General features: G+C 63.6%; 21 protein-coding genes. 18 read left to right on the top strand and 3 right to left on the bottom strand.

From position 1 onward, the window contains the following. The first annotated feature begins 6 nt into the window (after positions 1–6). On the top strand, positions 7–966 hold the full coding sequence (locus tag B0G80_RS16760) for an ABC transporter permease (RefSeq protein ID WP_106283904.1): 960 nt from the start codon (positions 7–9) through the stop codon (positions 964–966). 51 nt (positions 967–1,017) lie between these two features. On the opposite strand, the gene B0G80_RS46400 is transcribed toward B0G80_RS16760, so the two are convergent. Further along, positions 1,018–1,251 carry a hypothetical protein gene (locus B0G80_RS46400; protein ID WP_116118699.1) on the bottom strand — a complete coding sequence of 78 codons (234 nt, stop codon included), beginning with the start codon at positions 1,249–1,251 and terminating at the stop codon, positions 1,018–1,020. 377 nt (positions 1,252–1,628) lie between these two features. On the opposite strand from B0G80_RS46400, the gene B0G80_RS16745 reads away from it, so the two are divergent. The 14 genes from B0G80_RS16745 (at position 1,629) to B0G80_RS16680 (ending at position 16,893) form a co-directional block, all read left to right on the top strand. Continuing rightward, positions 1,629–2,399 (top strand): ferredoxin--NADP reductase, encoded by a 771-nt coding sequence (locus tag B0G80_RS16745; RefSeq protein ID WP_106283905.1) that lies wholly within the window; start codon positions 1,629–1,631, stop codon positions 2,397–2,399. A 433-nt stretch (positions 2,400–2,832) separates the two neighbouring features. Continuing rightward, positions 2,833–3,711, top strand: a complete 879-nt coding sequence (locus tag B0G80_RS16740; protein WP_116118698.1) for a sensor histidine kinase — start codon at positions 2,833–2,835, stop codon at positions 3,709–3,711. Between the two features lie 10 nt (positions 3,712–3,721). Then, positions 3,722–4,378: a response regulator transcription factor RqpR gene (gene rqpR / locus B0G80_RS16735; protein ID WP_012431442.1), complete on the top strand. Its 657-nt coding sequence runs from the start codon at positions 3,722–3,724 to the stop codon at positions 4,376–4,378. Positions 4,379–4,698: 320 nt separating this feature from the next. Next, entirely contained in the window at positions 4,699–6,090 is a 1,392-nt protein-coding gene (locus tag B0G80_RS16730) for an amino acid permease (RefSeq protein WP_116118697.1), read from the top strand. 483 nt (positions 6,091–6,573) lie between these two features. Then, a complete protein-coding gene (locus tag B0G80_RS16725) occupies positions 6,574–6,831 on the top strand; it encodes a DUF2778 domain-containing protein (RefSeq protein ID WP_241974486.1) in 258 nt (85 codons plus the stop codon). Beyond that, entirely contained in the window at positions 6,828–7,172 is a 345-nt protein-coding gene (locus tag B0G80_RS16720; RefSeq protein ID WP_116118696.1) for a hypothetical protein, read from the top strand. The genes B0G80_RS16725 and B0G80_RS16720 overlap by 4 nt, the downstream gene beginning before the upstream one ends. Before the next feature lie 184 nt (positions 7,173–7,356). Next, the gene (locus tag B0G80_RS16715; RefSeq protein ID WP_116118695.1) at positions 7,357–7,899 is read left to right on the top strand and encodes a (2Fe-2S)-binding protein; all 543 of its coding nucleotides are present in this window, start codon (positions 7,357–7,359) and stop codon (positions 7,897–7,899) included. Positions 7,900–7,909: 10 nt separating this feature from the next. Continuing rightward, positions 7,910–10,291, top strand: a complete 2,382-nt coding sequence (locus B0G80_RS16710) for a xanthine dehydrogenase family protein molybdopterin-binding subunit (RefSeq protein ID WP_116118694.1) — start codon at positions 7,910–7,912, stop codon at positions 10,289–10,291. 22 nt (positions 10,292–10,313) lie between these two features. After that, positions 10,314–11,111, top strand: coding sequence for a xanthine dehydrogenase family protein subunit M (locus B0G80_RS16705; RefSeq protein ID WP_116118693.1), 798 nt, complete (start codon positions 10,314–10,316; stop codon positions 11,109–11,111). Positions 11,112–11,176: 65 nt separating this feature from the next. Next, entirely contained in the window at positions 11,177–12,064 is an 888-nt protein-coding gene (locus B0G80_RS16700) for a MoxR family ATPase (RefSeq protein ID WP_116118692.1), read from the top strand. A gap of 5 nt (positions 12,065–12,069) precedes the next feature. Beyond that, positions 12,070–13,305, top strand: coding sequence for a VWA domain-containing protein (locus B0G80_RS16695; RefSeq protein WP_116118691.1), 1,236 nt, complete (start codon positions 12,070–12,072; stop codon positions 13,303–13,305). Beyond that, on the top strand, positions 13,296–13,892 hold the full coding sequence (locus B0G80_RS16690; protein ID WP_116118690.1) for a CoxG family protein: 597 nt from the start codon (positions 13,296–13,298) through the stop codon (positions 13,890–13,892). The genes B0G80_RS16695 and B0G80_RS16690 overlap by 10 nt, the downstream gene beginning before the upstream one ends. Then, a complete protein-coding gene (locus B0G80_RS16685) occupies positions 13,865–14,887 on the top strand; it encodes an XdhC family protein (RefSeq protein ID WP_116118689.1) in 1,023 nt (340 codons plus the stop codon). The genes B0G80_RS16690 and B0G80_RS16685 overlap by 28 nt, the downstream gene beginning before the upstream one ends. A gap of 104 nt (positions 14,888–14,991) precedes the next feature. Further along, entirely contained in the window at positions 14,992–16,893 is a 1,902-nt protein-coding gene (locus tag B0G80_RS16680; protein WP_116119699.1) for a DUF3857 and transglutaminase domain-containing protein, read from the top strand. 24 nt (positions 16,894–16,917) lie between these two features. Here the strand turns inward: B0G80_RS16680 and B0G80_RS16675 are convergent, their stop codons facing one another. Together B0G80_RS16675 and B0G80_RS16670 are read right to left on the bottom strand one after the other, a co-directional pair. Further along, the gene (locus B0G80_RS16675) at positions 16,918–17,946 is read right to left on the bottom strand and encodes a serine/threonine protein kinase (RefSeq protein WP_116118688.1); all 1,029 of its coding nucleotides are present in this window, start codon (positions 17,944–17,946) and stop codon (positions 16,918–16,920) included. A gap of 115 nt (positions 17,947–18,061) precedes the next feature. Next, positions 18,062–18,274 (bottom strand): hypothetical protein, encoded by a 213-nt coding sequence (locus B0G80_RS16670; RefSeq protein WP_042327325.1) that lies wholly within the window; start codon positions 18,272–18,274, stop codon positions 18,062–18,064. A 427-nt stretch (positions 18,275–18,701) separates the two neighbouring features. On the opposite strand from B0G80_RS16670, the gene B0G80_RS16665 reads away from it, so the two are divergent. From B0G80_RS16665 to B0G80_RS16655, 3 genes are all read left to right on the top strand, one after another. After that, a complete protein-coding gene (locus B0G80_RS16665) occupies positions 18,702–21,884 on the top strand; it encodes an efflux RND transporter permease subunit (RefSeq protein WP_116118687.1) in 3,183 nt (1,060 codons plus the stop codon). A gap of 88 nt (positions 21,885–21,972) precedes the next feature. After that, on the top strand, positions 21,973–23,178 hold the full coding sequence (locus B0G80_RS16660; protein ID WP_116118686.1) for an efflux RND transporter periplasmic adaptor subunit: 1,206 nt from the start codon (positions 21,973–21,975) through the stop codon (positions 23,176–23,178). Beyond that, positions 23,175–24,704 (top strand): efflux transporter outer membrane subunit, encoded by a 1,530-nt coding sequence (locus B0G80_RS16655; RefSeq protein ID WP_116118685.1) that lies wholly within the window; start codon positions 23,175–23,177, stop codon positions 24,702–24,704. The genes B0G80_RS16660 and B0G80_RS16655 overlap by 4 nt, the downstream gene beginning before the upstream one ends. Positions 24,705–24,706 lie beyond the last annotated feature (2 nt).

Here is a 24,706-nt window from a genome sequence, read left to right as displayed (position 1 = left end):
CAAGCGATGAAAAAGAATCTTCCTATCCTGCTCGCACTGGCCGCGCTCGTCGTGTTCGGCCTCGTGCGCTACGAGCATTTCGGCTCGGCGTACAACATCACGTCGTTCTGGCGCTACAACTCGATGTTCGCGCTCATCTCGGTCGGCATGGCGTTCGTGATCATTACGGGCGGCATCGACCTGTCGGTGGGTACGGTCGCCGCGCTGGCAAGCGTCGTCGCCGCGCTGACCAGTGTCCATGGCGGCTGGGTTGCCGTGCTGGCGGGATGCGCAGCGGGACTCGCGGTCGGCGTGCTCAACGGACTAATCATCACGCGCCTGAAAATCCTGCCGTTTATCGTCACGCTCGCTACGAGCCTCGGCGCGCACGGCGTCGCGCTGCTGCTCGGCAAGAACGATGCGGTGTCGATTGCCGCCGAGTCGAACTTCGGCAACTTCGGCCAAGGCGATCTGTTCGGACTGCCGATTCCGGGCATCGTCGCGGTGGTGGCGGCGCTGGCCGGCTGGCTGGCGCTGCGTAGCACGCGCTTCGGGCGGCACTCGCTGGCTATCGGCGGCAGCGAGGAAGCAGCGCGGCTGATGGGTCTGAACGTCGACCGCACGCTGGTGACGGCGTATGCGGTGAGCGGCCTGCTCGCCGGGATGGCGGGCGTGATCCTCGCCGCGCAATTCGGCGCGGGACAACCTAACGAAGGCGTCGGCTGGGAGCTGTTCGCGATCTCGGCGGTGGTGCTCGGCGGCACGCTGCTGACGGGCGGCGAAGGTTCGATCGCGATGACGATTGCCGGCGTGTTGTTGCTCGGTCTGGTGTTCAACCTGCTGAACTTCGAAAACGGGCTAGGGTTTATCAGCTTGTCGGCGTACTGGCAGTCAGTGATTCGCGGCGTGTTCCTGCTGCTGGTGATCGTGCTGCAGGCTCGCGTGCTGAGACAACGAGGGAAAAAGCGGGTCGCGGCTCCGGCGTGACCGGCCGAATCACGCGGCTTGAATGATCATTTGACGCGGCGGGGTGACGGCTCAGAGCTCGCCGCTGATTTGCTTTCCTTTGCCGCGCCTCGGAGTAATCAAAACGGCAAACGCCCAAACCCCGGCTTCAACTGGGATCCCGGCGTACCTGACGGCCATCGCATCGCATTTGTGTACCAACACGGCGCCGTCGCAGTTGACCGATAAAAACTTCCTCACGGACACACCGCGAAGCTTTTTCTCTCCATCCCTCGCCCTTTTTGCCAGTTTTATCAGCAGGGTCAATGCTGCAGCGCATGGCGGGTTTCGGTATCATCCTGAAAATGTTGCCCGCGCGGCGCGCCTACCCGGCGCATCCCGGACAACCGATGGCAGCCACCCTGCGCGGCATTCGCCCATCGCCGCACCCCTGCTGAAGCGCGTAGCCGCACCACGCCAACGTATTCCGCGGCGCCGATCGCAACGACAGCCGGCGCCGACGCTTCCAGGTCCGGTAACCCGCATGACCACGCTCAACCGCCGCGCCGCAGCCCCCAGGCAGCGGGCGCGGTAAAATAGCGGATTGCGCGTGATTCCCGTATGGGTGAGCGCAGCATCGCCCTTGCCGTGCCGGCCGGCTCAAAACGACTGGCCGCCCTTGTTTTCGCACTATCCAAGAAGCCATGAGCAACCTGAATTCACAAACCGTCCTGAGCGTCCATCACTGGACCGATACGCTTTTCAGCTTCACCTGCACGCGCGACCCGGGGTTCCGTTTCGAAAACGGCCAGTTCACGATGGTGGGCCTCGAAGTCGACGGCAAGCCGCTGATCCGCGCCTACAGCCTCGCGAGCGCGAACTACGAAGAGCACCTCGAATTCCTGAGCATCAAGGTGCAGGACGGCCCGCTCACGTCGCGTTTGCAGCATCTGAAGGTCGGCGACGAAGTGCTGATCGGCAAGAAGCCGGTCGGCACGCTGATGGCCGACAACCTGCTGCCGGGTAAGACGTTGTGGCTGTTGTCCACCGGCACGGGCCTCGCGCCGTTCATGTCGATCATTAAAGATCCGGACATTTACGAGCGCTACGAGCGCGTGGTGCTCACGCACACTTGCCGTTTCGTCGACGAGCTGGCGTACAAGGAATACATCACGGATCACTTGCCGGCGCACGAGCATCTGGGCGAGCTGGTTCAGGAAAAGCTGCTGTACTACCCGACCGTCACGCGCGAAGCGTTCCAGAACCGTGGCCGTATCACCGAACTGATCGAAACCGAAAAGCTGTTCGCCGACCTCGGCGTGCCGGGCTTTTCGCTTGAAAACGACCGCGTGATGCTCTGCGGCAGCCCACACATGCTGCGCGACACGCGCAAGCTGCTCGACGACGCTGGCTTCCAGGAAGGCAGCAACAACTCGCCGGGTCACTACGTGGTCGAAAAGGCCTTCGTCGGCTGAGTCACGTTGCGATCTTCGCGGCCCGCCGCCGCGAAATCAGCAAAAGGAGCCTATGGGCTCCTTTTTTTTGCCCAGTTACAATTCGGCGTCGCCGGACTGACATTCGGCGTCGGTATTCTTCCTACAAAACACGCGTTGCAATTCATCGACCGTTGCGTGAAATGTGGGCGCTAACCCTTGGCGCGACTGCATTTTTTCTTTTAATGAGATATCATCGCGGCGCATCATCAGTCGAATTGTCCTGCCTGTCGTGGCCCGTGCGCCATGTTACTGAATGTAAATTTCGTTACGTCACACTGTAGCGATTCATCCGTTGCGTCCTAAGCGCGACGGCCTGCACCTGGAGGCTAGAGACCCACATGCGTTCTTTCGTCTTCGCGCCGCTCATGCGCATCCCCTTCGCTGTCCACAGCGTTTCCTGACAGGGAAAGTCATGGATACGTCGACTGTCGTCCGGTTCACCGCCCCTCTTGCTTCGTCACCGGCACGTGACGGATTCGACGCGTGCGGCGCGGCTGAGCCGGCTGCGCTGACCTCGCCGGCCGATCGGGAACTTGCGCGGCTGCGCGCCCGGGTGCGCGAACTCTCGGCCGAGCTGGTTCAGGCGCAGGAAGCCGCTTGCCGCCATGTGGCGCGTGAGTTGCACGATGGCGTGGGCGCCGAACTGACGGCGACGCGTTTCGCGCTCGCCGGCGTCGAAACCTGGCTGCCCGCCGACGCGCCGCCGCAGTGCGCCGCCGCGCTTGCCGTGGCGAACCGGTCGCTCGACGCGGTGTGCGAGGCTAGCCGCCAGGCTGTCGCGGAACTGCATGCGCCGTCGCTCGAAGCCGGCATTGTCGGCGCGCTGGCGCTCTGGACCGGCGACTTCGCCGCACGCACGCAACTGCGCACGAGCTTTGTGTGCGCCGCCGACGTGCGCCTCACGCGTCTGCCGGCGGACGCCGCACTGGCCGTGTTCCGCGTCGCGCAGGAAGCGCTGAACAATATCGCCAAGCACGCGCGCGCCGAATCCGCCGACGTGCGGATCGAAACCAGCCGCCGTCACCTCACGCTGCTCATTAGCGACGACGGTGTCGGCGTCACGCGCAACACCCGCAGCCGTCCTGGCCATTTCGGCCTGAGCGGCATGCAGGCGCGCTGCGCGGCTTTCGACGGGACACTGCGCATGAGCGCCCGGCGCGCCGGTTCTGAGCGCGGCGAGAACAACGAGAACGGCAAGGCGTCGCGCGGCACCCTCGTGCGCGCGCGTTTTGCCTGGGACGCAATGCTGGAGCACGCGCCGCGCGCGGCCCGGCACGCGCTGCAATCGTGAGCACGCCATCATGAGCCTGCGCATTCTGCTCGCCGACGACCACGCGGTGGTTCGCCAGGGCGTCCGCCAGTTGCTGCTCGATCGCGGCGTGGCGCGCGAAGTCACCGAAGCGCAAAGCGGCGCCGAAGCGCTCGACGCCGCTGCCCGGCACGCCTACGACGTGGTGCTGCTGGACATTTCGCTGCCCGACATGAACGGCGTCGAAGTGCTCAAGCGCATGAAGCGCAAGGCGCCGCGCGCGGCCGTGCTGATGTTCTCGATGTACCGCGAGGACCAATATGCCGTGCGCGCCCTGAAGGCGGGCGCCGCCGGCTACCTGTCGAAAACCGTCGACGCCGCGCAGATGATCAGCGCGATCAAACAGGTCGCGGCGGGCCGCAAATACGTGAGCCCGGCGATGGCCGAGGCGCTCGCCGACTACGTTTCCTTCGACGGCGAACAGTTGCCGCACGAAAAGCTCTCCGACCGCGAATATCAGACGCTGTGCATGCTCGCGTCGGGCAAGCGGCTGACGGATATTGCCGTGGCCCTCTCGCTGTCGGTGAAAACGGTCAGCGTGTACCGCACCCGGCTGCTCGAGAAAATGAAGCTGCGCAATAACGCCGAGCTGACGTTCTATGTGATGAGCAACCGGCTCATTGATCTGAATCCGGCGATGGCGGGCTGACAGCCGCTAGACGTCAACGCGGCGTTAGGTCGCTGGGTCGCTGGGTCGCTGGGTCGCTGAACAACTCGCTCCTGCCGGCACTCATTTGCAAGAGGGCGCTTCTCGCCTGGTTGGCTGCGCATCGAGCGAAAACCTTTGCGGGCGTTGCCTGGCCCGCCTCGGACGGGAGTGCCCCCGAGTCACGTCGAACAGGGATTTTCGGCCTCTGCATCCCGCCGCTAAAAGCACGTCCCAACATGGTGCAAGGCGTGCATCCGTTAAAATCGCGGGTTTTCCAACATTCGGCGCGCAACACGCGTGCACTACTGGAGACCCCGCCAATGTCCCTGTTTCGCAAGAAGAGCGTCGAGCACATGATCGCCGCGAGTGCCCAGAACGCCGGTCTCAAGAAAGCGCTCGGTGCGCTCGATCTGACCTTTCTCGGCGTCGGCGCCATTATCGGCACCGGCATTTTCGTGCTGACCGGCACGGGCGCCGTGCAGGCCGGTCCGGCTCTGATGATCTCGTTCCTGATCGCCGCGGTCGCCTGCGGCTTTGCCGCCCTGGCCTACGCCGAATTCGCGTCGACGATTCCGGTGGCCGGGTCGATCTACACCTATTCGTATGCGACGCTCGGCGAACTGGCCGCGTGGATCATCGGCTGGGACTTGATGCTCGAGTATGGGCTGGCCACCTCCGCGGTATCGGTGGGATGGTCGGGTTATCTGCAATCCTTGCTGTCGGGCTTCGGCATGTCGTTGCCGGTGGCGCTGACGGCCGCGCCGGGCGCGTTGCCCGGTCATGACACGCTCTTTAACCTGCCCGCCTTCCTCGTGATGATGGCGATCACCGCGCTGTTGTCGGTCGGCGTGCGCGAGTCAACGCGGATCAACAACATCATGGTCGCGATCAAGGTCGTCGTGGTGTTGCTGGTGATTGGCGTGGGCGTGTTCCACGTGACGCCGGCCAATTGGCATCCGTTCATGCCGAACGGCTGGAACGGCGTGTTCGGCGCGGCGGCGGTGATGTTCTTCGCGTTTATCGGATTCGATTCGGTATCGTCCGCGGCGGAAGAGGTGAAAGATCCGAAGCGCGATCTGCCCATCGGGATCATTGCGTCGTTGGGCGTCTGCGCGGTGTTGTATGTGGCGGTGGCCGCCGTGGTGACCGGCATCGTGCCGTCGGCGCAGTTCGCGAACATTTCGCATCCGGTGTCGTATGCGTTGCAGGTGGCTGGTCAGAAGTGGGTCGCGGGGTTTATCGACCTTGGCGCCGTGCTGGGCATGCTGACGGTGATTCTCGTGATGGCTTACGGGCAAACGCGGGTGATTTTCGCGATGTCGCGGGATGGGCTGTTGCCGGCGAGGCTTTCGCGAGTGCATCCGAGGTTTGCTACGCCGTTTTTTACTACCTGGCTTGTTGGGATTTTCTTCGGGTTGATCGGCGCGCTCGTGCCGTTGAATGTGTTGGCCGAGCTGATCAATATCGGTACGTTGGCAGCGTTTTCGATGGTGTCGATTGCAGTGCTGGTTTTGCGGAAGACGCATCCGGATTTGCCGAGGGCGTTTCGGTGTCCCGGGGTGCCGGTTGTGCCGGTTTTGGCGGTGGCCGCGTGTCTGTTTTTGATGGTTAATCTTCAGGCGGTTACCTGGATTGCGTTTGTGGTTTGGTTGCTGGTTGGGATGGTTATTTATTTTGGCTATTCGCGGCGGCATTCGAAGCTGAGTAAGTGATTTTCTCCACTCCGCGCGGGATACGGTTTTCTTGTTCTCGGGCGCTGGCCTTTTCATTGCTCGTCTAAATGCGTTGCACGAGAATGAGAAGGCCAGTCGTCGTAACCGGGTGTGAACGCTGGAGCCACTCTCGCCCGTCTTCAAGGCGCGCGGGACTCAGCGGCCGAGTCGGGGCAATATCGGCGTAGATGTGGATAGGCGGCATCGATTAAAGCGTTTAACCGTTTAATCGATGCATGGCTCATAATCGATTCAAACGGCATATCTTAAATACGCGCGCGCGTTGCCGGTCGCCAAAATTGCAGATTGATTCCATTTTTGAGAAGCCAGAGCCAGTAGTATCGCGACTTTCACCTGAAAATGAGGTTAGCAAATGGCGTGGAAGTACAGCCAGGCGACTGGTGTTATATCTCATGATGGAAACTCGTTAACGCCCGCGGCATACTCGGGGATCGGGCCGGGCAAAAATAATCCTCTGCGCAAATGCAGGAAAGTATCGGTCCGATTCCTCGCGGCGCATGGACAATAGGCCAGCCGTTCACGCACCCGCATGCCGGACCTTACACACTGCGGCTGTCCCCACAAACGGGTACGGTCACGTTCGGCCGCTCGGGTTTTCTGATTCACGGCGATAGCAGCGTCCATCCGGGACAGGCTTCAAATGGCTGCATCATTACCGGCATGAACAACCGTCAACACATATGGGCGAGCGGCGATCACACGCTGATCGTAACGCAATGAAATTACTTCCGTTCGTTGCCGCGCTCGCATTGGCGGCCCCCGCCCTCTGCTTCGCGGGCTCGCCCCTCGGATGCAAGAGCTGGCCCACCAATATCGCCATCGTGTATCTGAAAAACGCGGGGATTACCGATCCGACCAGGCTGGACGAATCGAAAACCCGTGCGGTTCGCGTTGCCTCGGAGAAGATCGGCAAAGGTCTTTGGCGTGATGTCTATGACATTACGTTTCACGAGCGCGGCGGACGGTCGATCGAAGTCATCACATCTAGCCAGGCCGGCTCGGTGGAGTGCTCGATGTCTGATCCGGTTGTGTGGGTTGTCTCGGAAAAACTTCCGAAATAGGCAAGTCCTAAACCACACCCCCAAAACCCCCCGCGCAAAAAACCCCTCATAGCGCCCCAGCCCAATTTGTGCTTTACTTTTCTGCAGCCTTATAAAAACCCGAAGCACCCCAATCGGACCCCGCGAAACAGGCAACAAAAGAAAAAGCAAAAGGTCCGGTCTCACCCCATAAGGAGACAACTTCATGGCGATCAGCATCAGTCTGACGGTGAACGGCGCGCCCATCAGCGCGTCAATCGATCCTGGCACCCTGCTAGTCCAGTTCCTTCGCGACCAACTGCGCCTGACAGGCACGCACGTCGGCTGCGACACAGCCCAATGCGGCGCATGCACAGTCCACCTCAACGGACGCGCGATCAAATCCTGCAACATCCTCGCCGTGCAAGCGGAAGGCGCGGAAATCACCACCATCGAGGGGCTCGCCAAAGACGGCGCCCTGCACCCCATGCAGGCGGCCTTCAAACACTGCCACGGACTGCAGTGCGGCTTCTGCACGCCCGGCATGGTGATGAGCGCGGTCTCGCTCGTCCAGCGTCAACCGAATCTCACCGGCGACGACGTGCGCGCCCAGCTCGACGGCAATCTGTGCCGCTGTACGGGTTATCACAACATCGTCAAAGCAGTGCTCGAAGGCGCCGAAGGCATGAACTCCGCCGGCTCGGCCAATGCGGCCGCGAATGTCAGCTCACAGGCCGATGCGCAAGCCACCGCACCGGCCACCGCCTGAGGAGCCGACGATGAACGCACCCGACACTCACCTGATTGGCGCTTCCGTCGAACGTAAGGAAGACTATCGTTTCCTCACCGGCAACGGCCAATACACCGACGACATCGTCCTGCCCCAGCAAACCTATGCCGTATTCCTGCGCTCGCCTCACGCGCACGCGAAGATCAACAGCATCGACACCGCCGCGGCCAGACAATCGCCCGGCGTGGTCGCGATCTTCACCGGCGAGGACATGGCGGCGGACAACGTCGGCGGCCTGCCTTGCGGCTGGCTGATCCATAGCACCGACGGCAAGCCGATGAACGAGCCGCCGCATCCGATCATCGCCCACACGAAAGTACGGCACGTCGGCGATCAGGTCGCGCTCGTCATCGCCGATTCGATCAAGGCCGCCAAAGACGCCGCCGAATTGATCGAAGTCGACTACGACGTGCTGCCGGCCGTGGTGGACACCGCGCACGCGGCCGACGCCGGTCAGCCCGCCGTGCACGACGAAGTGCCGGACAACGTCTGCTACAACTGGGGCCACGGCGACAAAGCCGCTACCGACGCCGCCTTCGCCAAAGCCGCGCACGTCACCACGCTCGACATCGTCAATAACCGCCTGATCCCGAACGCGATCGAACCGCGCGCGGTCAACGCGAGCTATTCGGCGCAGGACGACAGCTACACGCTCTATGTCGCAAACCAGAATCCGCACGTGGAGCGGCTGTTGATGGCGGCGTTCGTGCTGTCGCTGCCGGAATCGAAACTGCGCGTGATCGCACCGGACGTCGGCGGCGGCTTCGGATCGAAGATCTTCCTGTACGCCGAAGATGTGGCGCTGACGTGGGCGTCGAAGAAAATCCGCCGTCCGGTCAAGTGGACGGCCGAGCGCTCGGAAGCGTTCGTCTCCGACGCGCACGGCCGCGATCACGTGACCAAGGCCGAACTGGCCATGGACGCCGACGGCAAGTTCCTCGGCATGCGCATCCACACGACCGCCAACATGGGCGCGTATCTGTCCACGTTCGCGTCGGCCGTGCCGACCATTCTGTACGCCACGCTGCTCGCCGGCCAGTACGCCACGCCCGCGATCTACGCGGAAGTGAAAGCGGTCTTCACCAACACCGTTCCCGTCGATGCCTATCGCGGCGCGGGCCGCCCCGAAGCGACGTACGTGGTGGAGCGGCTGGTGGAAACCGCCGCGCGCGAGATGAAGCTAGACCCGGCCGAGATTCGCCGCCGCAACTTCATCCGCGAGTTTCCGTACGCGACGCCGGTCGGCCTCACTTACGACACCGGCGACTACGAAACCATCCTCGCCCGTTCGCTCGAACTCGCGGACGTCAAAGGCTTCGCGGCGCGCAAACAGGAATCCGAAAAGAACGGCAAACTGCGCGGCCTCGGCTACTCCTGCTACATCGAGGCATGCGGTCTCGCGCCGTCGAATATAGCGGGCGCATTGGGCGCGCGGGCTGGCCTGTTCGAAGTCGGTCAGATTCGCGTGCATCCCACCGGGTCAGTCACCGTGTTCACGGGCTCGCATAGTCACGGCCAGGGACACGAGACAACCTTCGCGCAAGTGGTCGCCGACCGGCTCGGTATTGCGCTGGAAAGCGTCGAGGTCGTCCACGGCGACACCGGCCGCATTCCCTTCGGCATGGGCACGTACGGCTCGCGCTCGATCGCGGTCGGCGGCTCGGCGATCATGAAGGCGCTCGACAAGATCGAAACCAAGGCGAAGAAGATCGCCGCGCATCTGCTCGAAGCCGCGGCAGAAGACATCGAGTTCAAGGACGGCGTGTTCCGCGTCGCGGGCACGGACCGCACCAAGGCATTTGCGGACATCTCGCTCGCCGCCTACGTGCCGCACAACTATCCGCTCGACGTGCTCGAACCGGGCCTCGAAGAAAGCGCGTTCTACGATCCGACCAACTTCACCTATCCATCCGGCGCGTACATCTGCGAGATCGAAGTCGATCCGGAAACGGGCGTGTGCCGGATCCAGAAGTTCACCGCGGTCGATGATTTCGGCAACGTGATCAATCCGATGATCGTCGAGGGCCAGGTGCACGGCGGGCTAGCTCAGGGCATCGGCCAGGCGATGCTGGAGCGCTGCGTGTACGACAACGAGAGCGGCCAGTTACTGTCGGGCTCGTACATGGACTATGCGATGCCGCATGCGTCCGATCTGCCGGACTTCACGGTCGAAACCGCGAAGGGCACACCGTGCACGCACAATCCGCTCGGCGTGAAAGGCTGCGGCGAAGCGGGCGCGATCGGCTCGCCGCCGGCGGTGATCAACGCGATCCTCGACGCGCTCACGCCGCTCGGCGTGACCGACCTGCAAATGCCGGCGACGCCCCATCGCGTATGGTCCGCGATTCACGCGGCCAAACAACCTCATTGAGATCCTGAGCGGAGCATTCGACATGTATTCATTCGAGTATCAACGCGCGACGGATCCCAAAGCGGCCGCCGCCATTCTCACCGCCGACAGCGATGCCAAGTTTCTGGCCGGCGGCCAGAGCCTTTTGCCCACCATGCGGCTGCGTCTGGCGCAGCCGTCGCAACTGATCGACGTGACGCGCATTCCCGCGCTCAAGGCGATCACCGTCGATGCGAAAACGGTGACCATCGGCGCCGCCGTCTGTCACGCCGATGTGGCGGATCACGCGGAACTGCGGCGCGTTTCTCCAGGGCTCGCGGATCTCGCCGCGCACATCGGCGATCGACAGGTGCGCGCGCTCGGCACGATAGGCGGCTCGCTCGCCAACAACGACCCGGCCGCGTGTTATCCGGCCGCGGCGGTGGGGTTGGATGCGACCATCGTCACGGATCGGCGGCGCATCGCGTCGAGCGACTTCTTCGTCGGCATGTATGAAACGGCGTTGGCGCCCGACGAGCTAATCGTCGCCGTGGAGTTTCCCGTGCCCGAGCGCGCGGCATACGAAAAATTCCGGAACCCCGCTTCGCACTTTGCGCTGGTCGGCGTGTTCGTCGCGAAGTTTGCCAGTGGTGTGCGCGTCGCGGTGACGGGCGCGGCGGCGTCGGTGTTTCGTGTGCCGGAGCTGGAAAGCGCGCTGTCGGCGAACTTCACGCCCGAAGCAGCACGCGGAGTGACGGTGTCGGCGGCCGACCTGAACACCGACATGCACGCGAGCGCCGACTATCGCGCGCATCTGATTCCGGTGCTGGCCGCGCGCGCGGTGACGAAGGCGAACGCTTAGCGTTTCCTCGCTGTTCGCGGCCTGGCTTCGTTGGCATCGCTTCATTGCGCAGATCCAGGAACACCATGCAGCCCGCTTCAATCGACGATACCCTCGCTCAACTCGCCGCCCAAAGTTATTTCGCCAGCCGCGAACTGGCGACCGCGCTGTATCTCGCGCTGCGCATGGAGCGGCCATTGTTCGTCGAAGGCGAGCCGGGCGTCGGTAAGACGGAGCTTGCAAAGGCCGCGGCGGGCATGCTCGGCACCTCGATGTTGCGTCTGCAATGTTATGAAGGTCTCGATACGGCAAGCGCGCTCTACGAGTGGGACTATCCGCGGCAAATCATGGCGCTGCGTCTTGCCGAAGCCGCTGGCGAACGGCCCGACAACGACACCTTGTATCGCGGCGAATTTCTGCTGAAGCGGCCGTTGCTGCAAGCGCTGATGCCCGATGAAAATCATCCCGGCGCGCGGCGCGTGTTGCTGATCGACGAGATCGACCGCGCCGACGAGCCGTTCGAAGCCTTTCTACTGGAACTGCTTTCGGACTTCCAGGTATCGATTCCCGAATACGGCACGGTCCGCGCGGAGCAACCCCCGCTCGTCGTGATGACCTCGAACCGGACGCGCGAAGTGCATGACGCGTTGAAGCGCCGCTGCCTGTATCAATGGATCGGCTATCCGGATCGGGATCGCGAGTTGGAGATCGTCGCCGCTCGCGCGCCGCAAACGTCGGCGGAATTGCAGCGGCGTGCGGTCGATTTCGTGCATCGGCTGCGCGGCATGGATCTGTTCAAAGCGCCGGGCATCGCTGAGACGATCGATTGGTGCCGCGCGTTGGAGGCGTTGTCGGTGACCGAGCTCGATCCGCAATCCGTACACAACACGCTCGGCGTTCTGCTCAAGTATCAGGACGATCTGGCACGCGTCGATGCCGCGCAAATCGCGCAGTGCCTTGCGGCGCCTGGATAGCCGGCATGACGAACTCACTCGACGACACGCCCACGCTCGCCCGCAACGTCGTCCACTTTGTGCGGGTGCTGCGCGGCGCCGGTTTGCCGATGTCGCCCGCGCAAGCCGTCGATGCGCTCGCCGCGCTGCACTGGATCGACCTCGGCCGCCGTGACGACGTGCGCGCCGCCCTCGCCGCGTCGCTAGTCTCCGCGCCCGACGAACGCGATCTGTTCAACGCCGCGTTCGATCTGTTCTGGCGCGATCCCGATTGGGAAGGCAAGCTGCGCGCGCTGCTTCTGCCAAAAGTCCGCGACGGCCTCCCGCCGCCCAAACGCAGCAACCGTCTCGCCGACGCACTGGCCGTCCGCGCGCCGCAGTCGCCGCATAGCAAAGCGCAGCAGGAAACCGAGCGACACGAACTGCATGCGCACATCACCTTCAGCGCGGAAGAGCGGCTGCGTCATCGCGATTTCGACACGCTTTCCGCTGATGAATGGCGCACTTTGCGTCATCTGATTCGCGGCCAGCGTCTGCCGCTCGCGGCCGAGCCGACGCGTCGTCTGAAAGCGGCGTCGCATGGTACACATGCGGACTTGCGCGCGAGTGCCCGGCACGCGGTCCGCGCGGGGGGCGACTGGACGGTGTGGAAATATCGCGCGGTGGTCGAACGCAAACCGCCGCTCGTGTTGCTGCTCGACATCTCCGGTTCGATGAGCAGCTATTCGCGCGCGGTGCTGTATTTCTGCCACGCGTTGCTGCAATCGCGCGAACGCTTGCAAGTGTTTCTGTTCGGCACGCGGCTCACCAACGCGACGCGCGCGCTGCGCGAGCGCGATCCCGACGTGGCGATCGCGACGCTCACCGAGCAGGTGGTCGACTGGTCGGGCGGCACGCGGATCGGCGCGGCGCTTGCCGAGTTCAACCGCCGCTGGGCCCGGCGTGTGCTGACCGGCCGGGCTACGGTGCTGCTCGTCACCGACGGCCTCGATCACGAAGCGATCGACGTGCTCGACACCGAGATGGCCCGCCTGCACCGCTTCGCACACCGCATCATATGGCTCAATCCGCTGCTGCGTTTTAGCGGCTTTTCTCCGAAAGCGCGCGGCGTGCAGGCGATCCTGCCGTATGTCGACGCGCATCGTCCGGTTCATAATCTAGACAGCCTGACGGCGTTCGGCCGCGACCTCGCGCAACTCACGCGCGCGCCGCGTCGCAGTGCCGGCGTCACAGGCACCGCAGGAGCGACATCATGGAACTGATCGAAACCCATACGCTGCCCGTTTCGCAGCAGCGCACATGGGACGCGCTGAACGACACCGAGGTTCTGCGCGCCTGCATTCCCGGCTGCGAAAGCATCGAACCGGACGGTGAAAATGCCTATGTGGTGGCGCTGAGCGCCGCGGTCGGGCCGGTCAAAGCGCGCTTCAAGGGGCGCATGCAACTCACCGACATCGAGGCGCCGAACTCGTACAGCATCGTGTTCGAAGGCCAGGGCGGCGCCGCGGGCTTTGCCAAGGGCAATGCGCATGTCTCGCTCGAGCCCGACGGCGATGCCGCCACCAAGCTCAGTTACACGGCGAGTGCGCAGGTCGGCGGCAAGCTCGCGCAGATCGGCTCGCGGCTCGTCGACGGCGCAGCGCGTAAAATTGCAGGCGAGTTCTTCAAACGCTTCGGCGCCCAGGTAGGCGGCGGCGATGAGGGCGCCGCAGCCCCGGACGCCGGGGAAAATGCAGCAGATGAAACGGTGCCGCACAATACAGCATCGAATGAGGCCGCGGACGGCGAGTCCGGCGGCGACGCAACGAAAAGGAAGAAATCATGGACAGCGTGGATCTCGAAGTCCTGAAGTCCAGCGCTCGCTGGCTCGAAGAAGGACATCGCGCGCTACTGGTGACGGTGGTGAAGACGTGGGGCTCGTCGCCGCGTCCCGAGGGCGCGATGCTCGCGGTGCGCGATGACGGACTCGTGGTGGGCTCGGTTTCGGGCGGTTGCATCGAAGACGATCTGATCGACCGCGTGCGGCAGCGCGGTATCGAGCAGACACGGCCGGAAGCGGTCAAGTACGGCATCACGGCGGAAGAAGCGCATCGCTTCGGCCTGCCGTGCGGCGGCACGATCCAGCTGGTGCTCGAACCGCTGACACCGGAAAGCGGCATTGCCGAACTGTGCCACGCGGTGGAGAACGGACGCCTCGTGGCCCGCGAAGTGAATATGACGACGGGCGCCACGCAACTCGAAGACGCGCAGGCAACCGACGGCGTGCATTTCGACGGCGAGCGTCTGCTGACGATTCACGGCCCGCGCTATCGCATGCTGGTAATCGGCGCGGGACAGTTGTCGCGCTATCTGTGCCACATCGCGGTGGGGCTCGATTATCAGGTCACCGTCTGCGATCCGCGTGAGGAATACACCGAGGAGTGGGACATTCCCGGCACGAAGATCGTGCGCACCATGCCCGACGACACGGTGATCGAGATGAAACTCGACGAACGCTGCGCGGTGATCGCGCTCACGCACGACCCGAAGCTCGACGATCTCGCGCTGATGGAAGCGTTGAAGACGCCGGCGTTTTATGTCGGCGCATTGGGCTCGCGAAGGAATAATCAGGCACGGCGCGAACGTCTCAAGGAGTTCGATCTGAACGATACGGAGTTGGCCCGCTTGCACGGACCGGTTGGGATTTATATCGGCAGCCGCACGCCGCCCGAAATCGCGGTGTCGATTCTCGCCGAAGTGACGGCGGCCAAGAACGGCGTTTCGCTACCGACCTTGCTTCAGGTCGAAGGTGCCAAGGCAGCGCGCGAAATCGCGGCGTCCGGCGGGGCGGCTTGTAGCGTTTGAAGATTTGTTCGATCGCAACGCGCGGCATCCGCTTGACATCTACGTGGCGCAAACCGACTCTAACGGGCGATCCCGTCAACGCTACGTTCGGATACCAGCCTGCCATGCGCCTCCCTTTTCTGGTCTGTCTTGCATCTCTCGGCTGGCTTGCCGGCATCCACGGCGCAGGCGCGAGCGTTCCCGACAAACTGGACGATCCGTACACCAACGAAGGCGAGACGCAAACCTTCACCGTCAACGCCGACGGCTCGTTCACCAAGCTCGATTCGATGACGCTTCACGTGAATAACGAAGCCGGCGTCGCGAGGGTCGCGCAGCAATATGTCTGGTTCAATCGCAACATGGCGGATGTGCAGATCCTCGAGGCCTACACGATCACCGCCGACGGCGTGCGTCACGACGTGCAGCCCGAGCAGATTCGCAACGTTCAGGAAGCCCGTTCGTTCGACGCGCCGATGTTCCAGGACATCCAGGAAAAGGTGATCGTGTTCCCCGCCGTCGAGCCGGGCGCGCGCGTGCATCTCAGCTATCGCAAGACGCAGAAGCAGCCGATCGTGCCGGGCGAATTCAGCGACTTCACACCGCCCGACCTCGCGCCGACGCACAACTTCCGTCTGATCTACGATCTGCCCGCCGACAAGCCGCTTTATGCCGACGCGCGTGGTTTCACCGCCGTGCAACCCGTGACGCGCGACGGCCGCACGCGCTACGAATATCGCTACGACAAGGCGCACTTCAGCCGGCTGGAACGCGGCTCCATTGCGTACGTTTCGTATGGCGACCGGCTGATGGTGTCGACCTTCCCTGACTACGCCGCGTTCGCCGCAACCTACCGCGAATCGGCAGCGGACCCGAGCGCGCCCGACGCGGCCGTCACGCGTCTCGCGCAACAGCTCACCGCGCACGACCGCACGCCGCGCGACAAGGCCAAAACGCTATACGACTGGGTACGCCGCAACGTGCGCTACGTGGCGATCAACGTCGGGCGCGGCGCCGTCGTGCCGCACAACGCGAGCGCGGTGCTGGCGAATCGCTACGGCGATTGCAAGGATCACGTGGCGCTGTACGGCGCGTTGCTCGACGCGGCCGGCGTGCGCAACGAGCCGGCCTTGATCAGCAGCGGCACGATCTACACGCTGCCGAGCGTGCCGGGCTACGGCGTCATCAATCACGTCATTACGTGGCTGCCGGATTTGCAGCAATACGTTGACTCGACCGCCTCGAATGTCGAGTTCGGTTTTCTGCCGTCGTCCGATATGAACCGGCCGACCGTGCTGGTCGGCGAGGGCGTGCTGTCGCGCACGCCCGCCACCATGTTGATGACGCGCAGCACCGATCTGTCGATCAAAGTCGAACCGGATGGCTCCGCGAGCTTTACGTACCGGCTGGAAGCGGCCGGCGCTTCGGCTGAACAGGCGCGCTCGATGTTACGCACGCAGACACCCGCGCAACGCGAGGAGTCGATTCAGGCCGAATTGCGCAGCGCCAACCTGCGTGGCACCGCGACGCTCGCCACCAATGACCTCGGCGTCGCCGACGGCCCGCTCGTCATTACGATGAAAGGCCCGCTGGAAAGTCTCGTGGTGCCGGGCGCGGCGGCGTCGATTCCAGCGTTGACGAGCCTGGCCGGCGGCCTCGCGGCGGATACGCGTTACTGGCTCGGCGAGCGCCGGCGCACGCAGCCGTTCGTCTGTCACAACCTGGCGTTGCACGAACGCGCGCGCATCGAGTTGCCCGCCAATTTTCGCGTGCTCGACATGCCGGAGGCGAAACGAACCCAGGATCGCTTCGTCGATTTCGAGTCGCAGTACACGTTCGATCCGCTCAGCAACGTCGTCACGATGACGCGCGACGGCACGACGCACTTCGATAGCGACGTCTGCACGCCCGACGACTTCACGCAGATGCGTCCCGCAATCGAAGCAATCGGGCGCGACGTGCGAGCGGAGGTGATCGTCAGATCGACACTGGTCGATTCGTCGAGCGTTGCCGCGCAGGCGCCTTGAGCGCCTGCTTCAGAGCGCACGCGCTCAAACGGGCCAGAGCGGCCCTTCCTGCATCGCCCCAAGCTGCTCGCGCAACTCCAGGATGCGCTCTTCCCAGTAACGCTGCGTGTTGAACCACGGAAACGCCGCGGGGAAGGCCGGATCGTCCCAGCGACGCGCGAGCCACGCCTGATAATGAATCAGCCGCAGCGTGCGCAGCGCCTCGACCAGATAGAGTTCGCGCGGCTCGAAGTCGCAGAAGTCTTCGTAACCGGCGAGCAGATCCGCCAGCGCGCGCGACGCTTCAACGCGCTCGCCCGGCAGCAACAGCCACAAATCCTGCACCGCCGGTCCCATTCGGCTGTCGTCGAAATCGACGAAGTGCGGCCCTGCGTCAGTCCATAACACGTTGCTCGGATGACAGTCGCCATGCATGCGCAGCATGCGGATGTCGCCGGCCCGTTCGAACGCGCGCTCCACGCCTTCGAGCGCGAGGTTCACCACGGTTTCCCACGCGGTGCGCACGTCGTCCGGCACGAAACGGTGCGCGAGCAGAAAGTCGCGCGGTTCATAGCCGAAAGTGTGGATGTCGAGCGTGGGACGTTCGGCGTAGTTCTGCGTCTGGCCGACCGCATGGATTCGGCCGATGAAACGCCCGAGCCATTCGAGCGTGTCACGCCGGTCGAGATCCGGCGCGCGGCCGCCGCGACGCTCGAAGATGGAAAAGCGGAAGCCGTCGAACGTATGCAGCGTGCGGCCATCGAGAGCAAGCGCGGGCACAGCCGGAATCTCACGCGCGGCGAGGTCGGCAACGAAAGCATGTTCTTCGAGGATAGCGGCGTCGCTCCAGCGCTCGGGACGGTAGAACTTCGCGACCACGGGCGGGCCGTCTTCCACGCCCACCTGGTAGACGCGATTCTCGTAGCTGTTGAGCGGGAGCATACGGCCGTCGGTGCGCACGCCGACTGTACTGAGCGCGCTGTCGAGCGCGTCGAGCACGATTTCCGGCCTGAGCCGGGCGAAAGGCACAGCGCTGTTCGCGCTGTCCTGTGGATCGAGGATGTCGTCGTTCATGCCCGCATTGTGCGCCGCGCCGCCGTCAAAGACGAGGGCGACGGCTCACAAGCGGAACGAACAGCGGAATGAACCGCGGCTTACAACTTGCACACGGCGCACACTCAAACTGCCTTCAATGCATCTGCGCGCTCGACGGGCGGACTTGCTCGCCCGTATCGATCAGGTCTTCAAGGAAAAAGGGTTCAGTATTCAGGTGCGGCGAAGCGCCGGGCTCGCCGGCATACCACGCCACCATGGCCATGTCGCCGAGAATGCGCATGACGATCCCGCGCGCGCCTTGCGGCACCGCGATATGCACCGATCGAACAATCGAACCGATTTGCATGATGTTTCCCCGTTTCTCCCATAGCCGGCTTTATGATTTCGCGCCGGTCAATGTGATGATAAAAGCGTCGCCCCGCCGATAACGTTGCGTACGCACCCAATCTGCTGCGCGTGATACGCGTGAGAGGTTCGAGTCATTGTTCCCGTTTTGCGGGGCCGAGGAAAGCGCGAACTCAAGGCTCTTCACCCCTTGTTTCGCCCTATTCCCATTACGGCGCGCTGGACCGATGATTCGGAGCGTAACGCGTCGCAACGAGACCATCATAAACCCTGGTGGGGTGAGATATCAAAAACGTGCACCAACTAGACCATTTGCTCGAGCGGACCGCCCCTGCGGCCTTTGCGCGCTGCGGCGGCGCGCGTCCCGCGGCTCACGTTCCCCGCCTCTATGGCGCGGCCTTGCGCGGGTTTGAGCGGCCCGACTAGTCATGTGGATCGTTCGTCTCGCGCTGCGGCGCCCCTACACGTTCGTCGTCCTGGCCCTGCTATTGCTGATCGTCGGACCTTTGACGATCCTGCGCACGCCCACCGACATCTTCCCCAATATCGACATTCCGGTGCTCTCGGTGATCTGGTCGTATAACGGCCTGCCCGCGGACGAGATGGAAAAGCGCATCGTGCTCAACTACGAGCGCGGGCTGTCGGTGGCGGTCAACGACATCGAACACACCGAGTCGACCTCGCTGAACGGCATCGCCGTCATCAAGATCTTTTTCCAGCCGCACGCGAATATCGACGAGGCGCTGGCCGAGGTCACCTCGCTGTCACAAACGCAGTTGCGCTCGCTGCCGCCCGGCATCACGCCGCCGTTCATCCTGCGCTACAACGCCTCGACCGTGCCGATCCTGCGGCTCGCATTATCGTCCGCATCGCTTACCGAGCAGGAACTGTTCGACTTCGGCAACAACTTCCTGAAAACGCAACTCGCCACCGTGCCGGGCGCGTCCGCGCCGCTGCCGTACGGCGGCAAGCAGCGCCAGATCATGGTCGATATCGATTCGCGCAAATTGCAGGAGCGCAATCTTTCACCGATGGACGTGGTCAACGCGGTGACCGCCCAAAATCTGATCCTACCCTCGGGCACCGCGAAAATCGGCTCGACCGAATACTCGGTGGAAATGAACGGCAGCCCGGATTCGCTGGCGGGCCTGAACAATATCCCGATCAAGTCCACCGCCAACGGCACCGTTTATATTGGCGACGTCGCTCATGTGCGCGACGGTTTCCAGCCGCAAACCAATATCGTGCGCGTGAACGGCCAGCGCGCGTCGCTGCTGACCATCAACAAAAGCGGCAACACGTCCACGCTCGAAATCGTCGACCGTATCAAGAAAATGATGCCGACGTTGCGCAATCTCGTGCCCGCCTCGCTGAATATCGACCCGGTCGCCGATCAGTCGCTGTTCGTGCGCGCTTCGGTGCAAGGCGTGCTGCGCGAGGCGCTGATCGCGGCCTGCCTGACCGGTCTGATGATTCTGCTGTTCCTCGGCAACTGGCGCGCCACGCTGATCATCGCCGTGTCGATTCCGCTGTCGATGATCACGTCGATCATCGCGCTCTCGATGCTTGGCGAAACCATCAACATCATGACGCTCGGCGGGCTCGCGCTCGCGGTCGGCATTCTGGTGGACGACGCGACCGTGGCGATCGAAAACATCAGCCATCAACTCGAGCAGGGCAAGACACTGGAGCAGGCGATTCTCGACGGCGCGCATCAGATTGCGATTCCGACACTGGTGTCCACGCTGTCCATCTGCATTGTGTTCGTGCCGATGTTTCTGCTGACGGGCGTCGCGCACTATCTGTTCATTCCGCTCGCCGAGGCGGTAGTGTTCGCGATGCTGGCGTCCTACTTCTTTTCGCGCACGCTCGTGCCGACGCTCGCGAAGTATCTGCTGCGTTATCACCATAAGCCGGCAGATCCGCATCACGCCCCGGCGCAAACGCGTAATCCGTTCATGCGCGTGCACTACGCATTTGAAGGCGGCTTCGCGCGTTTGCGCGACCGCTATCGCGTGTTTCTCGAAGCGCGCGTCGCGCGGCCGGGTCTGTTCGTGACGCTGTTTCTGGTGTGCTGCGGAGCGTCGATGGTGCTGATGCCGTTTCTCGGCCGCGACTTTTTCCCTGCCGTCGATGCAGGCACGATCGCGCTGCACCTGCGCGCGAAGACCGGCATGCGGGTGGAGGAAACGGCGGTCGTGACGGATCGTGTGGACACGCGCATCCGTCAGTTGATACCGCCGGGTGAGTTGCATTCGATCATCGACAACATCGGCTTGCCGGTGTCGGGCATTAACCTCTCGTACAGCAACACCGGCACGATCGGCACCTCGGATGCGGACGTGCTGATCACGCTCAATCCCGATCATCATCCGAGCGCGGATTACGTGCGCACGCTGCGGCGCACGCTGACCGACGAATTCCCCGGCGTGCAGTTCGCCTTCCTGCCCGCGGATATCGTCAGTCAGACGCTCAACTTCGGCATGCCGTCGCCGATCGATATTCAGATCGTTGGCCGTGACGTGGCCGGCAATCGCGTGTTCGCCGCAAAGTTGCTGAATCGGCTGCGCACGGTGCCTGGTCTCGTCGATGCCCGCATTCAACAGCCCGCGGATTTGCCACGCATCTTTATCGATGTGGACCGCACGCGCGCGCAGCAAGCCGGTTTTTCGCAACGCGACATCGCGAGCAATCTGCTGATCACGCTGTCGGGCAGTCAGCAAACCACGCCGACGTTCTGGCTCAATCCGCGCAACGGCGTGAGCTACAACGTGATCACGGAAGCGCCGCAATACACGATCGATTCGCTGCAATCGCTCGCCAACATTCCGCTGAACGCGAATGGCCGCAGCAACATTCTCGGCTCGCTCGCCACCATGAAGCGCGAAGCGGGTAACGCGACGCTCACGCACTACAACGCGCAGACCACCATCGATATTTTCGGCACCGCCGACGGCCGCGATCTGGGCGGCGTATCTGACGACATCCGCAAGATCATCGACGACGCCAAGGCCGATCTGCCCAAGACCTCCACCATCGAAGTGCGCGGCCAGGTGCAGACCATGAACGATTCGTTCTCCGGCCTGTTCGCCGGACTCGTGTTCGCGATTCTGCTGGTGTATCTGCTGATCGTGGTGAATTTCCAGTCGTGGCTCGATCCTTTCATCATCATCACCGCGTTGCCGGGCGCGCTCGCGGGCATCGTGTGGATGCTGTTTCTCACGCACACCACGCTGTCGATTCCCGCGCTCACGGGCGCGATCATGTGTATCGGCATTGCCACCGCCAACTCGATTCTCGTGATCAGCTTCGCGCGCGAGCAGTTGCTCGAACACGGCGACGCGACGCGCGCGGCGATCGAAGCGGGCTTCACGCGTTTTCGTCCGGTGCTGATGACGGCGCTCGCGATGGTGATCGGCATGGTGCCGATGGCGATCGGTCTCGGTGAAGGCGGCGAGCAGAATGCGCCGCTCGGGCGCGCGGTGATCGGCGGTCTGACGATCGGCACGCTGGCGACGCTGATTTTCGTGCCGGTGGTGTTTTCGATGATCTACCGCCGACTGGCGGCACGTCGCTTGCGCGCGGCTGAGCACGTGGTGGGGAAGCCGTGATGCAGAGCATCTTCGTCATCGTGCCGGCAGTGGCATGGAGCATAAGAGGCAGCCTGGACTGCCCACGCATCTCTACAGGGGAAGTTTGATGGAAGGACCACGTCCAGACCGTTCCGGCACCACGCCCGATCCGGCCAAAGCGAAACGCGCACGCTGGATCGGCATCGCGGTCGCCGTGGCCGTCGTCGCGCTGGCGGCACAAGGCATCTGGTCGCGTCACGACGCGCACGCGGCGCTCGAACGCGATGCCGAGCATACGAGCCAGACGAGCGTCGAAGTGGTGCGGCCGCAGAAGTCGACGGCCGGACTCGATCTCGTGCTGCCCGGCAACGTGCAGGCTTTCCTCGATACGCAGATTTACGCGCGCACCAGCGGCTATCTGAAGAAGTGGTACGCCGACATCGGCGCGCATGTGAAGAACGGCCAGTTGCTAGCGGAAATCGACACACCCGAGGTGGACGATCAATTGCGCGCGGCCCGCGCCGATCTCGCGAACGCCAACGCCAACTATGCGCTGGCGAAAAGCACCGCCGACCGTTGGACCGACATGCTGAAAAGCAAATCGGTCTCGAAGCAGGAAACCGACGAGAAAGTCGGCGACATGCTCGCGAAGAAAGCCACGCTCGACGCCGCGCGGTTCAACGTGGCGCGACTCGAGAAGACACAGTCGTTCCAGAAAGTGTATGCACCGTTCGACGGCATCGTGACGGCGCGCAATGTGGACGTCGGCGCGCTGATCGACGCGGGCAGTTCGGGCGGACCCGCGAAGGAGCTGTTTCACGTCGCGCAGGCGGATCGGTTGCGCGTTTATGTGAATGTGCCGCAGGCTTACGCGCAGCAGGTTCGCGCTCAGCAGACCGCGTTTCTGACGCTGACCGAAACGCCGTCGAAACATTATCCGGGCACGGTGGCGCGCACCGCGGGCGTCGTCGATCCGCAACAACGCACGATGCTGGTGGAGGTCGATGTCGACAACCGAAATGGCGACTTGCTGCCGGGCGCCTATGCGCAAGTGCACTTCGCGTTGGGCACCGGCGCGGCACCATTTACGCTGCCCGGCAACGCGCTGCTGTTCCGCCCGGACGGCGTGAAAGTCGCGACCGTCGACGCGCAACGCAAGGTGAAGCTGGTGCCGGTGTCATTGGGAACGGACTTCGGCACCCGCGTTGCGATCGTGTCCGGCTTGCAGGGCGATGAGCAGGTGATCCTGAATCCGCAGGACTCGATCGTCGATGGCGCGCCGGTGCGGATCGTGCCCGCGAAAGCAGGTGCGTCGAAGGGTGCGTCGTCATGAACACGCAAGGATCGCGTCGCCGTTTTTTCGCGCCGCCGCTGCGATATGTCTCGCTGCACGCGTCCGCTTTTGCATTAGTGAGCGCATGTGCACTCACCGCATGCACGCTCGGCCCGGACTACGTGAAGCCGACCGCCACCACCGCCGCCACCTACAAAGAACTCGACGGCGCCGGCTGGAAACCCGCCCAACCCGCCGACACGCTCACACGCGGCACTTGGTGGAGCGTCTATGCTGACCCTTCGCTCGACGCACTCGAACAACAGGTTGCGAGCGCGAACCAGAACGTGCAGGCCGCGCAAGCGCGCTTTCGCGCCGCTCGCGCCACGGTGGCGCAATATCGGTCGAGCTTCTTCCCGGTCGTCAGCGCGAATGGCGCCTATTCGCGTGCGCGTTCTTCGGAGAATGTGCTGCACAAATCGACCGCCGGCCTCACGCTGAACGACTACCTCGTGCAAGCCGACGCGTCGTGGGAGCCCGACCTGTGGGGCCGCGTGTCGCGCAGCGTCGAAGGCGCGAAAGCCGAAGCGCAGGCCAGCGCCGCCGATGCCCAAGCCATGCTCCTGTCGATGCAGGCCGAACTCGCCACCGACTATTTCGAGCTGCGCGGACTCGATCAGGAGCGTCAACTGCTCGACGACACGATCGGGGCCTACAAGCAAGCCCTCGATCTGACACAGCACCGCTACACCGGCGGCATCGCCACGGATGCCGATGTCGCGCAGGCGCAGACGCAACTGAAAACCACCCAGGCGCAAGCACTCGATCTCGGCGTACAGCGCGCGCAACTCGAACACGCGATCGCGATCCTGATCGGGCAGTCGCCTTCCACGTATTCACTGCCGGTTGCGCCGCTCGCCGCGGTGCCCGTCGTGGCAGTGGCAGGCGTGCCGTCCGCGTTGCTTGAACGCCGGCCAGACATCGCGGCGGCGGAACGGCATGTCGCCGACATGAACGCACAGATCGGCGTGGCGACGGCGGCGTTTTTTCCGAACCTCATTCTGTCGGTGACGGGCGGCCTCGAAGCCACCAACTATAGCCAATGGTTGCTGGCGCCGAGCCGCCTATGGTCGTTGGGGCCGACGTTGGCGGGCACGCTGCTCGACTTCGGCGGACGCGCGTCCGTGAAGGAGCAGGCCCGCGCGCATTACGACGAAAGCGTGGCCCAATACCGGCAGACGGTGCTGAGCGCTTTCGGCCAGGTTGAGGACAATCTCGCTGCGCTGCGCGTGCTCGAACAGGAAGCGACTGCGCAAGACGATGCGGTGGCCGCTGCGCAACGAGCGCTCGCGGTCGTATCGAATCGCTATAAGAACGGCGCAATCACTTATCTCGATGTGGTGGTCGCGCAAACCACCGCGCTCACCAACGAGCGCGACGCGGTGTCGATCGCGCGTCGGCGGATGGCCGCGAGCGTGGCGTTGATCAAGGCGCTGGGCGGCGGCTGGGACGCATCCGCGCTGCCCACGGATGAACAGCTCGTGCATCCGTCCACACCCGCGAGCGATGCCGCGACGCATGGGTAACC

The sequence above is a fragment of the Paraburkholderia sp. BL6669N2 genome, from assembly GCF_003387275.1.
GTDB lineage: Bacteria > Pseudomonadota > Gammaproteobacteria > Burkholderiales > Burkholderiaceae > Paraburkholderia.
Note: the sequence above shows the minus strand (reverse complement) of the source record. Positions and strands in the feature narration are given on the sequence as shown.